The sequence below is a fragment of the Achromobacter semiaridum genome, from assembly GCF_053543755.1.
The window spans coordinates 789-13,802 of the sequence record NZ_JBLVOL010000116.1 but is presented as its reverse complement, the minus strand read 5'-3'; the positions used below and the strand labels follow the sequence as shown (position 1 = coordinate 13,802).

General features: G+C 65.6%; 15 protein-coding genes and 1 other annotated feature. Of the genes, 7 read left to right on the top strand and 8 right to left on the bottom strand.

The genetic code is table 11. From position 1 onward, the window contains the following. Positions 1-49: 49 nt before the first annotated feature. Complete coding sequence (locus ACNPP0_RS24855; RefSeq protein WP_448707287.1) at positions 50-940, bottom strand: SDR family oxidoreductase; 891 nt, start codon at positions 938-940, stop codon at positions 50-52. A gap of 172 nt (positions 941-1,112) precedes the next feature. On the opposite strand from ACNPP0_RS24855, the gene ACNPP0_RS24850 reads away from it, so the two are divergent. Next, positions 1,113-1,289, top strand: a complete 177-nt coding sequence (locus ACNPP0_RS24850) for a CsbD family protein (RefSeq protein WP_332608129.1) — start codon at positions 1,113-1,115, stop codon at positions 1,287-1,289. A gap of 30 nt (positions 1,290-1,319) precedes the next feature. Here ACNPP0_RS24850 and ACNPP0_RS24845 read toward each other — a convergent pair whose 3' ends face one another. Both ACNPP0_RS24845 and ACNPP0_RS24840 read right to left on the bottom strand, forming a co-directional pair. Beyond that, entirely contained in the window at positions 1,320-1,661 is a 342-nt protein-coding gene (locus ACNPP0_RS24845; RefSeq protein WP_046807596.1) for an ElaB/YgaM/YqjD family protein, read from the bottom strand. 80 nt (positions 1,662-1,741) lie between these two features. Further along, a complete protein-coding gene (locus ACNPP0_RS24840) occupies positions 1,742-2,224 on the bottom strand; it encodes a four-helix bundle copper-binding protein (protein ID WP_448707286.1) in 483 nt (160 codons plus the stop codon). Between ACNPP0_RS24840 and ACNPP0_RS24835 the strand changes: the two genes are divergently transcribed. After that, positions 2,223-2,489, top strand: a complete 267-nt coding sequence (locus ACNPP0_RS24835) for a hypothetical protein (protein ID WP_448707285.1) — start codon at positions 2,223-2,225, stop codon at positions 2,487-2,489. The two genes, ACNPP0_RS24840 and ACNPP0_RS24835, sit on opposite strands and share 2 nt — an antisense overlap. On the opposite strand, the gene ACNPP0_RS24830 is transcribed toward ACNPP0_RS24835, so the two are convergent. Next, positions 2,475-3,560 carry a DNA topoisomerase IB gene (locus ACNPP0_RS24830; protein WP_332608132.1) on the bottom strand — a complete coding sequence of 362 codons (1,086 nt, stop codon included), beginning with the start codon at positions 3,558-3,560 and terminating at the stop codon, positions 2,475-2,477. The two genes, ACNPP0_RS24835 and ACNPP0_RS24830, sit on opposite strands and share 15 nt — an antisense overlap. A gap of 201 nt (positions 3,561-3,761) precedes the next feature. On the opposite strand from ACNPP0_RS24830, the gene ACNPP0_RS24825 reads away from it, so the two are divergent. The 3 genes from ACNPP0_RS24825 (at position 3,762) to ACNPP0_RS24815 (ending at position 5,318) form a co-directional block, all read left to right on the top strand. Continuing rightward, positions 3,762-3,923 (top strand): hypothetical protein, encoded by a 162-nt coding sequence (locus ACNPP0_RS24825; RefSeq protein ID WP_162941210.1) that lies wholly within the window; start codon positions 3,762-3,764, stop codon positions 3,921-3,923. Between the two features lie 50 nt (positions 3,924-3,973). Next, positions 3,974-4,126: a DUF3309 domain-containing protein gene (locus ACNPP0_RS24820; RefSeq protein ID WP_006219570.1), complete on the top strand. Its 153-nt coding sequence runs from the start codon at positions 3,974-3,976 to the stop codon at positions 4,124-4,126. A gap of 235 nt (positions 4,127-4,361) precedes the next feature. Continuing rightward, a complete protein-coding gene (locus ACNPP0_RS24815; protein WP_448707284.1) occupies positions 4,362-5,318 on the top strand; it encodes a 2-hydroxyacid dehydrogenase in 957 nt (318 codons plus the stop codon). 35 nt (positions 5,319-5,353) lie between these two features. Here ACNPP0_RS24815 and ACNPP0_RS24810 read toward each other — a convergent pair whose 3' ends face one another. Next, the gene (locus ACNPP0_RS24810) at positions 5,354-6,190 is read right to left on the bottom strand and encodes a universal stress protein (RefSeq protein ID WP_448707283.1); all 837 of its coding nucleotides are present in this window, start codon (positions 6,188-6,190) and stop codon (positions 5,354-5,356) included. A 112-nt stretch (positions 6,191-6,302) separates the two neighbouring features. After that, entirely contained in the window at positions 6,303-8,435 is a 2,133-nt protein-coding gene (locus ACNPP0_RS24805) for an FUSC family protein (protein WP_448707282.1), read from the bottom strand. Between the two features lie 294 nt (positions 8,436-8,729). On the opposite strand from ACNPP0_RS24805, the gene ACNPP0_RS24800 reads away from it, so the two are divergent. Continuing rightward, positions 8,730-9,635 (top strand): EAL domain-containing protein, encoded by a 906-nt coding sequence (locus tag ACNPP0_RS24800; RefSeq protein ID WP_448707281.1) that lies wholly within the window; start codon positions 8,730-8,732, stop codon positions 9,633-9,635. 73 nt (positions 9,636-9,708) lie between these two features. On the opposite strand, the gene ACNPP0_RS24795 is transcribed toward ACNPP0_RS24800, so the two are convergent. After that, complete coding sequence (locus ACNPP0_RS24795; protein WP_332608137.1) at positions 9,709-10,119, bottom strand: hypothetical protein; 411 nt, start codon at positions 10,117-10,119, stop codon at positions 9,709-9,711. Between the two features lie 98 nt (positions 10,120-10,217). Here ACNPP0_RS24795 and ACNPP0_RS24790 point away from each other — a divergent pair, with 98 nt between their 5' ends. Next, positions 10,218-11,309, top strand: coding sequence for a DUF748 domain-containing protein (locus ACNPP0_RS24790; RefSeq protein ID WP_448707280.1), 1,092 nt, complete (start codon positions 10,218-10,220; stop codon positions 11,307-11,309). Between the two features lie 9 nt (positions 11,310-11,318). Here ACNPP0_RS24790 and ACNPP0_RS24785 read toward each other — a convergent pair whose 3' ends face one another. Further along, the gene (locus ACNPP0_RS24785) at positions 11,319-12,782 is read right to left on the bottom strand and encodes a SulP family inorganic anion transporter (protein ID WP_448707279.1); all 1,464 of its coding nucleotides are present in this window, start codon (positions 12,780-12,782) and stop codon (positions 11,319-11,321) included. 92 nt (positions 12,783-12,874) lie between these two features. After that, positions 12,875-12,927, bottom strand: a sequence feature (sul1 is cis-regulatory element that is thought to sense ions involved in sulfur or methionine metabolism; They are found in Alphaproteobacteria). Between the last annotated feature and the right edge of the window lie 87 nt (positions 12,928-13,014).

Below are 13,014 nucleotides of genomic sequence, written 5' to 3'. Positions count from 1 at the left end.
CGCCGCGGGCCGCCCCAGGGCAGCCCGCGGCATTTGCCCGAGCCCCGTTTCAGTCGCCGGCGCTGCCCGTTATGGGCAGCACGATGCCGGTGATGTAGCTGGCGCACACGGGCGCCGCCAGGAACACATAGGCCGGCGCAATTTCCTCGGGCTGCGCCGGGCGGCCAAGATCCGTCTTCTGGCCAAACTCCTTGATGGCCTCGGGGCTCTGGTCCGCCGGGTTCAGCGGCGTCCATACCGGGCCGGGTGCCACGGCGTTCACGCGGATGCCCTGGGAAGCCAGGTTGGCGGCCAGCGACCGCGTAAAGGCGTGGATGGCGCCCTTGGTTGACGAATAATCCAGTAGCTTGGCGCTGCCTTGCAAGCCGGTCACGGAACCCGTGTTGATGATCGACGCGCCGGTCTTCAGATGTGGCAGCGCCGCCCGCGCCATGCGGAAATAGCCGGTGATATTGGTGGTCAGCGTTTTTTCCCATTGCTCGTCGCTGATGTCGGTCAGCGATGCAATGTGCTGCTGATACGCCGCGTTGTTGACCAGGATGTCGAGCTTGCCGAATTCCTTCACGGTCTGCTCCACGGCGCTTTTGCAAAAGCCGCCGTCCTTCACGTCGCCCGGAATCAATACGCAACGCCGGCCTTCGGCTTCGACGACGCGCCGGGTTTCCTCTGCATCTTCATGTTCATCCAGATACACCACAGCCACGTCCGCGCCTTCGCGCGCGAACAGCACGCACACGGCTCGGCCGATGCCGGAGTCGCCGCCCGTGACAAGGGCGACCATGTCTTTGAGTTTGCCGCTGCCTTCGTAACCGGGCGCCTGATATTGGGGCTTGAGCACCATGTCGGCTTCATTGCCGGGCTTTTCCAGATGCTGGCCCGGCATGGGCGGAGTGGGGGGCGGGCGGTCGCCCGTTTGGGGCGGGGTCGAGGGTTTGCTCATGGCTGGGCTCCTGTCAGGGTGTCGGCGCAAAAATCCACGCCTGGCCTCAGCAGGAGCAAACCCTGTTCCTGTTGCTGCGCCCAACCGTTTGGGCACGGCGCTTGCGTAGCGACAGGCACCGATGTCAACCGTGGCGTCGGGCATCCATCAACATGATGAAAGCGAGAGAGCCATGAACAAGGACCAGGTAAAGGGCAGAGTCGAAGAGGCCACCGGCAAGGTAAAGGAAGTGGCTGGCAAAGCGACCGGCAGCACGTCCACCGAGCTCAAAGGCACGGCGCAAAAGGTGGCCGGCAAGACGCAGGCCGCTTACGGCGACGCCAAGGACAAGGCCCAAAAGCCGGGCTGATGCCCGGCCTGAGCCCTGTTGGCGCGGCGGTTACTGGCGTCCCACAATGACGCCGAAAAGGAACGCCGCGCCAGCCACCAGCCCGATGGCTTGCCACGGGCGCGCGTGGATATATTCTTCCGTGCAGTCCAGCGTTTCCCGCATCAAATCCCCCGCATTATCCGAGGCATCGCGCAGGCTGCGTCGCGTGGCGTTCAGCTGATCCGACAGGCGCGCCTTCAGCGCGTCCAGATCGCCCGGGTCGGCGTCGCGCAAGGTGGCTTCGATTTCGTCGATCCAACTTTCCGGATGGCGCGCGCGTCTGCGCGTTCCACGATCGTCCGGGCCGTTCTCGGGAAAATCGGAAGGCAAAGGGGTATTCGTAGAGGCCATCGAAAAGCTCCTTGCGGTCGGGCAAAAAAGGGCGCCGGTTCCGAGGCCTGCCCGTGCGGCCCCGTGGCGTGTCAAAGCCGTCAAGCTTCGAGCATGTCCTGACAAGCCAGCGTGCACGCCAGGCAGGCGCCGGCGCAGATCTGGCAGTGCTCCATGTCTTGGTAAGGCGCGCATGCGCGGGCGCAAGCGTCGCAAACCAAAGCGCACAACGTACAAAGCGCGGTAGAAAATTCGCCGTTGCGCGCCAGCATCGCCGCGCACAAGCGACACACCGCGGCGCAGTCGGTTGCCAGAGCGATGCAGCGCTTCATGCGCGTGGCATTGGTCTCCAGGCTGGCCGCGGCGCACTGATCGCAAGCCACCGCGCATTCATAGCAGGCTTGCACACATTGCTCGAAGTTTGGGTCTCGCATTGCATCTCCTTGTGAGTGCCCGTGGCGGTTGGCAAAGGCGCGGTCGCGCCCGCCCGGGCACATCCGCTTGCAATTTGAAGATACTGTCAGTGCCTTCCGGCGGCGCGCGGCCGTAGCATGAAAGCTCGAACCCAGACAGGAGGAAGTCATGAAATCCCGATCCGATTCGAAACCCGCAACCGCGGCGTCCGGCACTTCTGCGCGCAAGGCGGACGCCCCCCAGGACACCGCAAAGATACTGCCGCCGCGCGGACCCGTCGATGTGCCGAAACAACCGGTGAAACCAGACGCCTCGACGCCTGACGAGGCCGCTCGCGACAAGCGTGCCGTGGTCGATAACCAGACCGAGTCCAACTGGGCGGATGGCGACGCCCCGCAACCGCGCGCGAAGAACGCACGCTCACACCTCTTCTGAAGGCATGGGCGGCGCGGGCGCGTCGATGGGCGGCAGCTTGCGCAAGAATTCCAGCAGGCGCCGCTCATCCGCATGCAGCCCACGCGGCCCGTCGGGTGCGCGCGACTTGGGCGGCAGCCGGCCTTCCAGATAGGCCTCAAGTAACGCAGGGTGCACGTAGCAGGCGCGGCACACGGCGGGCGTGTTGGCCAGCCGCTTCGATACCTGCTTGATGACCTCGGCAACTGTCTGCCGCGCCTGCGTCGCCGTGTCGAAAGGGTGCGCCTGCAAGGCCGCGTAGGCCATCGCGGACCCCGCCCATGTTCGGTAGTGCTTGGCGGTAAAGTCGCCTTCGCCCGCTTGGCGCAGATACGCATTCACCGCGCCGGAATCCACGGGGTGCTTTGCCCCGTCCTCATCCAGATACTGGAACAGCTGCTGGCCAGGAATCTCCATGCAGCGCTTGATGATGCGCGCCACGCGGCGGTCGCGTACCGTCACGTCGTGCGGCACGCCGCTTTTACCCACGAATCGAAAACGAAAGCTGCTGCCAGCCACGGTAGCGTGGCGGCGTGTCAGCGTGGTCAAGCCATAAGACTTGTTTGACCGCGCGTATTCCCGGGCGCCGATGCGTATCAGCGTGGTTTCCAACAAACGCACCAAGGTGGCGATGACCTTGTTCTGCGTCAGGCCGCGTTCCTTCATGTCGCGCGCCACGCGTCGGCGGATGCGCGGCAGCGCCTGGCCGAAGGCAAGCAGGTTCTGGTATTTGCCCGCATCGCGCAGCGCCGCCCAAGAGGGGTGATAGCGGTACTGCTTGCGGCCGCGGGCATCGCGCCCGGTGGCCTGCAAGTGCCCATGGGGCAGGGGGCAAATCCACACATCCTCGTATGCGGGCGGAATCACCAGCTTGTGGATGCGCTTTATCTCGGCCTCATCCGTGATGCGCTTGCCGTCGGTATCAAGGTAATGAAAGGTGCTGCCGTTAACGCGTACCCGCCGGTAGCCGGGCTGGGTGTCGTCCACGTAGATCAAGGGGGGATCGCCGGCGCCGGGGGCCGGCTCGGCAAGCGTATTGCTGCGGGTGTCCATGGTGTCTCCGGAACCTTACGCGCGTCCCCAAGCAAATGCCGTGCCCGCCGATCAAGCGGCCATCAAGCCGCCATCTTGCGGCCATGTTGCGGTTTGGGCACGGCGCTTGCTGAACAGGGGCCAGCGACAACCGTCTGCGAATCGATCGTTGCACAGCGCGCAGCAAAGCGCGTGGCGCAGCGGTCCCTACAGGAGAGTGCCATGCAAGCCACACAGCATCTACACGTGCCGCCCAAGCCGGAGCCCATTCCGCCCGGGTCGCCGCCGGGAGACTTGCCGGTGGACCCCGACACCGATCAGCCGGAGGTCGACTTGCCGCCGCTGTCGCCGCCCGTCAAAGAAATCGAGCCGCCCCAGCGCTGATGCCGGTTGCCCCCCAGAACAACGCAAATCAATAACCACGAGGAGTCATTATGTCGACCATCCTGCTGATCATTCTGATCTTGCTGCTTATCGGTGCCGTGCCCGCGTGGCCGCACAGCCGAAGCTGGGGCTATTACCCCAGCGGCCTGCTCGGCATTGTCGTGATCGTGCTGATCGTGATGCTGCTGATGGGACGGATATAACGGTCCGAACCTGACGCTACGGGCCTTCAAGGCCCGGGCTGGACGCGGCCGAAGGTAAGCCTTCGGACATGACGGTCTTGCAATGTGGCCCGGGGCGGCATCGCTGCCCCGGGCCATTGCATTTCAGCGTGGCCAAGGGCTGGACGGCGGGTGGCGCGAGCGCAACGCGAGGCGTAAGATTTGCCCGCCTTTCTATGCCTGTCCCTCCAAGACCTCGCCACCCGGCATTGCCAACATGACCATCCCCTTGCTTATTTTGATCGACAGCGTGCAGGACTACCTGCCCGAGATCCAGGCGCGCGGCTTTCAGCCCGTCTATGCCCCCACCGCGCACACGCGCGCTGACGCCATCGCCCAACACGGCCAGGACATTCGCGTCGTCCTGACACGGGGCGCCACGGGTTTGCGGGCCGACGAAATGGCGGCCATGCCCACGCTGGAACTGGTCTGCTCGCTGGGGGTCGGCTATGAAAATATTGATTTGGCCGCCGCCCATGCGCGCCGCATCATCGTGACCAATGGCCCCGGCGCCAACGCCGTGTCGGTGGCCGACCACGCCATGGCGCTGCTGCTGGGCGTGGCGCGCCACCTGCCACAGGCCGACGCGTGGGTGCGTCAAGGTCACTGGAGCGGCTTCATGGGCCCGCAAGTGACGGGCAAGCGCCTGGGCATCCTGGGCTTGGGCACCATCGGCCTGGAAATCGCGCGGCGCGGCGCGAACGGCTTTGGGATGCGGGTCGCCTATTTCAACCGGCGCGCGCGTCCGGAAACGGGCTACACCTATTTCGATAACCCGCGCGACCTGGCGGCGGCGTCCGACTTCCTGGTCATCGCCACGCCCGGCGGTGCCGGCACGCGGCACCTGGTGGACGCGCAAGTGCTGCAAGCCCTGGGGCCGAATGGCTACCTGATCAATATCGCGCGTGGCAGCGTTGTGGACACGAACGCGCTGATCTCGGCGCTGTCCGACGCCGGCATCGCGGGAGCGGGGCTGGACGTGGTGGACGGCGAGCCGCAAGTCCCACCGGCGCTGTTGAAGCTGGGTAACGTGGTGCTGACGCCGCACAGCGCCGGGCGGTCGCCCGAAGCGGTGGCGGCCACCGTGGCGCTGTTCCTGAAAAACGCCACGGCGCATTTTGCCGGTCAGCCCGTGCTGACGCCCGTCCTGGACGCGCACGCCCAAGCGGCCTGAGCGTCTTGGCGGTCAGCGCTTGCCGCGGTCCGCGCCTAGTGCGAGAACATGATGGGCACGGTCATGCTCTTGAGGATCGAGGCGGTGGCGCCGCCCATGGCCCATTCGCGGAACTTGCTGTGGCCGTAGGCGCCCATCACGATCAGGTCGGCGCTGTGGTCGGCGGCGGCGTTCAGGATGGTGCTGCCCACGCCTACGCCCTTGATATCGCGGCGCACGTGGCTGGGTGCCGGCATGCCGTGCGCCACGCAGTAGGTGGCCAGGTCGTTGAAATCAACGACACCGGCCTTGGACGGCGCCGTGCCTTCGTCCATGGTCAGCACCACCAGGCTGGCCGCCTGGCGCAAGATGGGCGTGGCGTCGGCCAAGGCGCGCGCCGCTTCGCGGCTGCCGTCCCAGCAAACCAGCAGGCGCTTGCCGACGGCGCTGAATTCCCCGCTTGAGGGCAGCACCAGCACGGGTCGGCCCGTGGTCAGCAACATCTGTTCGACGAACTCGGTTTCGTGCGCGGCTTCGATATCGTCAGGGTTGAATTGGCTGACGATGACCAGGTCGCTGGTGCGCGCATGCAACGCGACGGTTGCGCTGGGCGCGGCATCGCCCGCGCGGACGACGGCGGCAACATCCGACGCGGCAGCGCTGGCCAGGAAGGCGCTTTCCACCACGTCGCGATTCTGCGCCTGCAACTGCTTCATGACGTCCAGCGTGCGAGACATCAGCACCGATTCGCCGTAGTAATACTGCGGCGGCGCGGCGCTGGCATAAATACCCACCAGCTCCGCCTGGTGGCGGCGCGCCAGCGACAGCGCCAGGTCGGTGCGGCGTTTGCAGTCGAAACCGTGGTCCAGGTGAACAGAAATGCGGCGATACATGGCGGGTCTCCTTGATAAGCGTCCCATGTCTTCATGGTTGCGCTTTCTTGCCGCCTTGCTATTGACGTGCATCAAGCCGTGGGCAGTCTTCCGCCTTCGACGCAAGCGGGCGTCACGCCGTTGATTCCTTTTCCATGCGATCGCGCAGCTGGCGCACCTGGCGCGCTTGCTGCGCGATGCGGTCCAGCGGGCCGGCCAGCGCGGGGTCCGCCGCCGTGATGGCGGCAGGCACCGCGAGTTGGCGGGGGGGCACGCCCGGCGCTTCGTCCTGCGGATGCAAGGCGTGCGCCAGGACGCGCGCATAGTCTTGCAGCGCCGAGGCGGCTGCCGGCGCGTCACGGGGCAGGGCAGCTTGAATTTCCAATACGGTGCCGGCAGCCGTGATGCGGCGCATGGCGTTCAACAGGTTCACGGCGGTGTCGACCTTGCGGTCCCGATGCACCGGGTTCTGTTGCAAGCGCTGCAACGACGCTTCGGCGTTGTCGGCCGACAGGCAGGCCAGGCGCCGCAGCCCCACGATGTCCGCCTGCGCGGGCGCCGACGGCGCGTTGCTTTTTTGGCGCAGCAGCGCCAGCGCGTACGCCGCGTGCCGCTCCAGCGCGCGTGTCAGCGCATCGGCCAACTGGCGCGGCTCTTTTTCCGGCCACACCAAAAAGCCCACCAGCAGCGCCAGCACGCCTCCCAGCACACTATTGAATGCACGCAGCGCGGCCAGCATGGGTTCGTAGATTTCGGGCTGCTGAATATGGCTGACCAGGACGAATTGCGACGTCAAAAAGAAGGTGAACAGCGCGTAATGGATGGTGCGGGCAGCAAACGTGCCTAGCGCAATCGGCAGCACGGCCAAGGCCACGGACAGCGGCGTGCTGAGCAGCAAACCCAGCAACGACGCGCCGATGGCACCGGCCACGCTGCCGATCACCCGTTCCACCGTGCGCTGCCAGGTGGTGGCGAAATAGGGTTGCAGGATGAAAACCAGCGTCAACGACATCCAGTAGCCGTGATTGACGGCAAACGTCTTGGACAAGGCCACCGCGATGGTGGCGCCCACGCCCACCCGGCAGGCGTGGCGAAAGGCGTCCGATTCCACGCCGATGTTCTGGCGCAGCGTACGCAGGGCCTGGCGCGCCCGGCTGCCCATGCCGGGTGACGAAACGGGCGCGGCGGGCGCATCGCCCTGGTCGAACATGGCCTGCATGACGGACTGGGCCGTATGCAGCATGCGGTCCAGCACCGGGACGACGGAGGCCAGGTCCGGCGCATACGCCATGGCGCCGCCCCGCAGGTCATGCAAGCCGGCCGCGAAATGCGCCAGGCGTTCGCGCAGGCATTCGGCCTGCTTGGCGTCGCTGACATCGGACGTGCTGGCGATGGCGTTGCAGACGCTGGCGTAGCGGTGCAGGGCGTGCGACAGGTGCGCGCCCGCGCTACGCCCCAGCCAGCGGGGCGCATGGGATTCCAGCAGGTCGGCGGCGGCCACCAGCGCGATAAAGCTGTCTTCGGCGCTGTCCAGCAGATACGTCAGTTGATGCGCGCGAGCACGGCGTGAGGGCCGCGCGTCCTGCACTTCGCGTATGCGGACGCGCGCGGCCTCCAGCGCGGCGCGTTGCGCGCTGCGTTGCGGCTTGGTGACGGCCGTCCAGGCTTGCGGGCCGCCGGCGGGCGTCAGGCCGGAATACATGCGCGCCAGGGCATCGGCAAAGTCGGCCAGGCCGCGATAGCAATGGGCGACGGCGTGCGTTGCGTCTTTCCAGGGACGCCGCCGCCATACCAGCGCCGTCATCAAGATTGCCCAGACGGCGCCGACCAGGAAGAACAGGGTGTACGACAGGCTTTCGGCCAGCGTGGGCGCGGGCAGTTCGGCCGCGACCACGAAGCCGGCCGATAACAGGGTGCCCACGATGGCGGCGGCGGGCCCCAGCACCCGCAACAGTCCGCCCAGCGTGCAGCACAGGAAGGTCAGCGGCAGCAGCAGCCACAGATGCCCCGCGCTGGCGCTGGCCAGAAAACAGAACAGGGCGCCGACCAACCCCAGGGCCAGCATCGAGCCGGCGCGCTGGCGCAGCGGGCCACCGGGGTCGCCGAAGCAGGCCCAGAAGGCGGCGATGGCCGTCCAGCCCAGGCGGGGCTCGTGCGCCAGCACGGCAAGAATGACGGGCGCCGCGCTGATCGCAGCGGCTTGCAGGGCGTCCAGCCACAGGACATTGCGCAGCGAGGCGCGCCAACGGGAAAGCAGTTTTGTCACGCTAAGGGAAGTCGCAGCAGGGGGAAGGCAAACCGGCCAAGGATGCAAACCCTAGCATGTCGACAAGGGCCCGGGCATACACGGACGGTTACATAAATGTGAATTGGATGCCAGATAGTCGCAAATTTGCCTGGAACAATTGCGCAAAATGGCATAAAAAAACAGTTGCGATCGCGCTGCGGAATTTAACCCGCCCGATTGCGGCAAGCCAACAGTGAATACTCATGTCCCAATGTGTTCTATCTGCGCCCGGACAGCGCAGGCGGTATCCAGGAACACGCCAGGAGCATAGACATGACACCGAATCACGAGGCTTCCACAGGCTCGGTGGTCAGCGATGACGAAATCGCGGCCATGATTGCGGGTAAGGACGGGCTGCGCGTGCTGTTGCAGCCCCAGGTGGATTTGCTGACCGGCAAGATCGTGTCAGCCGAGGCGCTGGCGCGGTGGCAACATCCGCGGCTGGGCGTCGTCATGCCCGCCGAATTCATCCCCGCCGTCAATCGCATGGGCCTGGACAAGCAGCTGTTCGAACGCGTGTGCCTGCGCGTCATCGATGTGCTGCTGACCATGCGCAGAATGGGCGTTGCCGTGCCCGTGGCGATCAACGCGCCGGCCACGACCTTGTCGGACGAGCGCTGCGTGGACTTTCTTCTGAACCGCATCCAGGCCGCCGAATTGCCGGCCTCGCTGGTGCGGGTCGAGCTTACCGAAGACCAGCCCATCAAGGAACTGGACGTGCTGCGCGCGTCATTGATGAAGCTTGAGGATGCCGGCTGCGAAGTCAGCCTGGACGATTTCGGCACCGGCCACGCGTCGCTCAAGCTGCTGTCCGCCATACCGCTATCCGAAGTCAAGATCGATCAGTATTTCGTGACCCGCATGCGCCGTAGCGCGGTGGCCTTTGAGGTGCTGCGCACCGCCGCCGAGCTTGCCACGCGCATGGGTTGGCGCGTGGTGGCCGAAGGCGTCGAGAACGTGGCGGACATCCCGGCCTTGCGCGCGGCGGGCTGCCGTTATGGCCAGGGCTTTGCGCTGGGCCGCCCCATGGCGCTGGACGAGCTGATGGTGCGCCTGCGCACCCAGCGCGACGGGATCTCTCCGCTGGCCGCATCCGCCAGCTACGCGTCGTCGTGGATCGAAGCCTTTGACGGCGCCGATGCCGAACCCTCCGCTCTTGCGCGCGTCACCACGCAATGAGCCTTCGCGGACGGTAATTCTTACCGAAGCCGTGGCTGCGCCTGCCCAGGCGCGTGCAAATCAATCAGGGTCATCAAAAATCTTCGTCCGGGCTCGGCGCGGGGTCTTGCTTGGGCACGCTAGTTGCTAGTCCTGTATTGCGGAATCGTTCCGCCCTAAAGGAGACACGCAAATGTCCAATCAGAACCAGCCCGACCAGCAGAAGCAGCCGCAGAAGCAACAGGCCCAGGAAAATTCGCGTGACAAGCAGCAGCCGGGTCAGCAGCCGGGCCAGCAATCGGGTCAACAGCCCGGTCAGCAAATTGACAAGGGCCAGAGCCAGCAAGGCCAGAATCCCGGACAGCAAAACAAGACGCAGCGCTAGCGTCTCGACCGCGCCTTGATTACCCAGTACGGCAAGCGCGACTCCCGACGGCCCCGGCCCCGCCAGCGACAACGGCGCGGCCGGGGCCATTTGCTTGGCACCCGGGATTGCTGCCATCATCCATTTCGACCATTGAATAATGTCGCCGTATCTTTGACCATGCCTTGGTTGCGTGCCCGCGTTCGCGCGCACTCCCGTTTGCCCACACAGGATCCTTCATGAGTATTCCCGCCCCAGCTGCGCGCCGGCGATCGGCCTTGGGAACCACGCTGGCCGTGTTGCTGATGCTTGTCGCCCTGATGGCGATACTGGCGTTTGCCGCAACCCGCATGGTCGAGCAGCGCATCTACAGCCTGCTGGGCCCGCGCAGCCAGGTGGGCGATATCAGCGTGGGGTTGCGGCAGGTGGTATTGACCGACGTAGTGGTGCCGGGCGCGGCCGGCCAGAACAAGGCCAGCGCCACGCGCGTGACGCTGGAACCGGAATGGACGGCCTTTCTGCGCCATGAAGCGGTATTCCATACCGTGGTGGTCGAAGGCTTTGACTTTGCGGTGGTGCGCAGCGGTGACGATATGCAGATTGCGCCGGCCTTGCAGACGGCCTTGCATTCGGGCGAAAGCCGCACGCGCGGGCCGATGCCGATACGCATCGCGGACCTGGTCTTGCGCGATGGGCGCCTGGATTTTCTGGATGCGGTCGTCTCCAACCCGCCGCACCGCATCGCCTTCAAGAATGTTCAGGCGCGCTTGAACCCGATCGCCATCCCGGGAGACGGCTCGCATAGCGACCTGGAATTCAGTGGCGTGGTGCAAGACAACCGCAACGGCGAATCCACCGTGCGCGCGCAGGGCTGGGTGGCCCTGGGCAGTACGGATTCCAACATGAAAGTGGCGGTGCGAAATATGGACGTTCGCCATGCCGCCCCGTACCTGTCCGAGAACGGCGCGGGCACGCTGGCCGGTGGTGCGATGGACCTGGACATGACCACGGCCATCGCCAAGCGTGACCTGCGCGCGTCCGGCACGGTGGCGCTGCGCGACTTGAAGTTCACGGGCGACGGGTCCGTGTTTTCTTTGCCGCGCAAGGCGGTGCTGGCTGCCATGAAAGACAAGACGGGCGCGTTGCGGTTTGAATTCGCGCTGCGCGGCAGCCTGGACAACCCGAAGTTCTCGGTCACGCGCGGGTTTGCCGCGCAAGTGGCGCGCGGCTTCGGCCGGGCTATCGGCGTGGGCGCGGAAGGCGCCGCCGAAGGCGTGACGGGCGCCGTCAAGGAGCTGGGCGACGCCTTGTCGGATCTGCTTAGCCCTTAAACCGGTCGATCAGTGCGTGCCCTGGGCCGGGGCTGCGTATTTACCGACCATCGTGGCGCTGGCCTGGTTCAGGCCGATCACCTCGACCGTCTTGCCTGCTCGCCGCAACTTGGCCACGGTTTTTTCCAGCGCATCCACGGCCGAAATGTCCCAGAAATGCGCGTCGCCAAGGTCGATGATGACCGCCGGCGCGTCATCGTTGAAATCGATGGCGTCCGCGAAACGGCCCGTCGACGCAAAAAACACCTGGCCCTGATAGCGGTAGACGCGGGCGTCCCGGTCGTCTGCCCGCCGTGACGTCACCGTCAGCAAACCCTTGACCTTGCCGGCGAAGAACAGCCCGCTCAAGACCACGCCGGTCAGCACGCCGCGCGCCAGGTCGTGCGTCCATACCACCACCAGAACGGTGGCCAGCATGACCACGGACGATTGCCAGGGATGCGACTTCAGGTTGCGCAGCGAACGCCAGTTGAACGTGCCGATGGACACCATGATCATCACCGCGACCAGCGCCGGCATCGGAATGCGTGCCACCAGCGGCCCCAGCACCACGATCAGGAACAGCAGGAACGTTGCCGCCACGAAAGTCGACAAACGGGTGCGTCCGCCCGAACGCACGTTGATGACCGACTGCCCGATCATTGCGCAACCGCCCATGCCGCCCAGAAAGCCCGTGACGATGTTGGCCATGCCCTGGCCCTTGCATTCGCGGCGCTTGTCGCTGGACGTGTCCGTCATGTCGTCCACGATCTGCGCCGTCATCATCGATTCCAGCAAGCCCACGGCGGCCATCGTCAGCGAATACGGCAGGATGATGCGCAGCGTGTCCAGCGTGAACGGCACGTCCGGCAGCGCGAACGAGGGCAGGGCGGAAGGCAGCTTGCCCATGTCGCCCACCGTGTTGACGTCCAGCCCCAGATAGATGGCCACCGCGGTCATGGCGATGATGGCCACGAGCGGTGAAGGTATCACCTTGGTGAATCGCGGCAGCACATAGATGATTGCCAGCGAGGCCGCCACCATCGCATACGCAACCCAAGTCACGTTGGTCAATTGCGGCAGCTGCGCCATGAAGATCAGGATGGCCAGCGCGTTGACGAAGCCGGTGACCACCGAGCGCGATACGTACTGCATCAGCAGGTCCAGACGCAGCAGGCCCGCCAGGATCTGCAACACGCCCATCAGCACCGAGGCCGCGAACAGATACGCAATGCCATGGTCGCGCACCAGCGGCACGACCAGCACGGCGATGGCCGCGGTGGCGGCCGAAATCATGGCGGGGCGGCCACCGGCAAAGGCGATGATCAGGGCGATCGAAAACGATGCGTACAAGCCCACGCTGGGATCGACGCCGGCAATGATGGAAAAGCCGATGGCCTCGGGGATAAGGGCCAGTGCTACGAGCACGCCCGCAAGAATATCGGCGCGGCAATTGGACAGCCAATCGCGGCGCAGCGTGGAAAACGAAAACATGGTTCAGCTAGCCTGAAGTCAGCAAGCGGCGAGTCGTCATCGAGCCCAGGGGCGATGCGGCAGATCTGGGACACGCACCCAAAGTCGCTTGAAGTTGTCCGGGGGATAGGCGCCCGGCCGAGCCACCCGGCAAGCCGGGTCCACCAGGATCGCGGTAACGCGATCGCCGCGTCCATTGCAGAAACGGCGGTGGCGATTGTACATGGACGGGCTTGAAGGGCGTTGGGGGGGG

What these genes read in the sequence shown, in the direction of transcription:
- ACNPP0_RS24855 (WP_448707287.1), bottom strand. Translation starts at nt 940, where the DNA reads ATGAGCAAACCCTCGACCCCGCCCCAAACGGGCGACCGCCCGCCCCCC.
- ACNPP0_RS24785 (WP_448707279.1), bottom strand. Translation starts at nt 12,782, where the DNA reads ATGTTTTCGTTTTCCACGCTGCGCCGCGATTGGCTGTCCAATTGCCGC.
- ACNPP0_RS24800 (WP_448707281.1), top strand. Translation starts at nt 8,730, where the DNA reads ATGACACCGAATCACGAGGCTTCCACAGGCTCGGTGGTCAGCGATGAC.
- ACNPP0_RS24850 (WP_332608129.1), top strand. Translation starts at nt 1,113, where the DNA reads ATGAACAAGGACCAGGTAAAGGGCAGAGTCGAAGAGGCCACCGGCAAG.
- ACNPP0_RS24835 (WP_448707285.1), top strand. Translation starts at nt 2,223, where the DNA reads ATGAAATCCCGATCCGATTCGAAACCCGCAACCGCGGCGTCCGGCACT.
- ACNPP0_RS24825 (WP_162941210.1), top strand. Translation starts at nt 3,762, where the DNA reads ATGCAAGCCACACAGCATCTACACGTGCCGCCCAAGCCGGAGCCCATT.
- ACNPP0_RS24830 (WP_332608132.1), bottom strand. Translation starts at nt 3,560, where the DNA reads ATGGACACCCGCAGCAATACGCTTGCCGAGCCGGCCCCCGGCGCCGGC.
- ACNPP0_RS24840 (WP_448707286.1), bottom strand. Translation starts at nt 2,224, where the DNA reads ATGACTTCCTCCTGTCTGGGTTCGAGCTTTCATGCTACGGCCGCGCGC.
- ACNPP0_RS24795 (WP_332608137.1), bottom strand. Translation starts at nt 10,119, where the DNA reads ATGATGGCAGCAATCCCGGGTGCCAAGCAAATGGCCCCGGCCGCGCCG.
- ACNPP0_RS24845 (WP_046807596.1), bottom strand. Translation starts at nt 1,661, where the DNA reads ATGGCCTCTACGAATACCCCTTTGCCTTCCGATTTTCCCGAGAACGGC.
- ACNPP0_RS24820 (WP_006219570.1), top strand. Translation starts at nt 3,974, where the DNA reads ATGTCGACCATCCTGCTGATCATTCTGATCTTGCTGCTTATCGGTGCC.
- ACNPP0_RS24790 (WP_448707280.1), top strand. Translation starts at nt 10,218, where the DNA reads ATGAGTATTCCCGCCCCAGCTGCGCGCCGGCGATCGGCCTTGGGAACC.
- ACNPP0_RS24815 (WP_448707284.1), top strand. Translation starts at nt 4,362, where the DNA reads ATGACCATCCCCTTGCTTATTTTGATCGACAGCGTGCAGGACTACCTG.
- ACNPP0_RS24810 (WP_448707283.1), bottom strand. Translation starts at nt 6,190, where the DNA reads ATGTATCGCCGCATTTCTGTTCACCTGGACCACGGTTTCGACTGCAAA.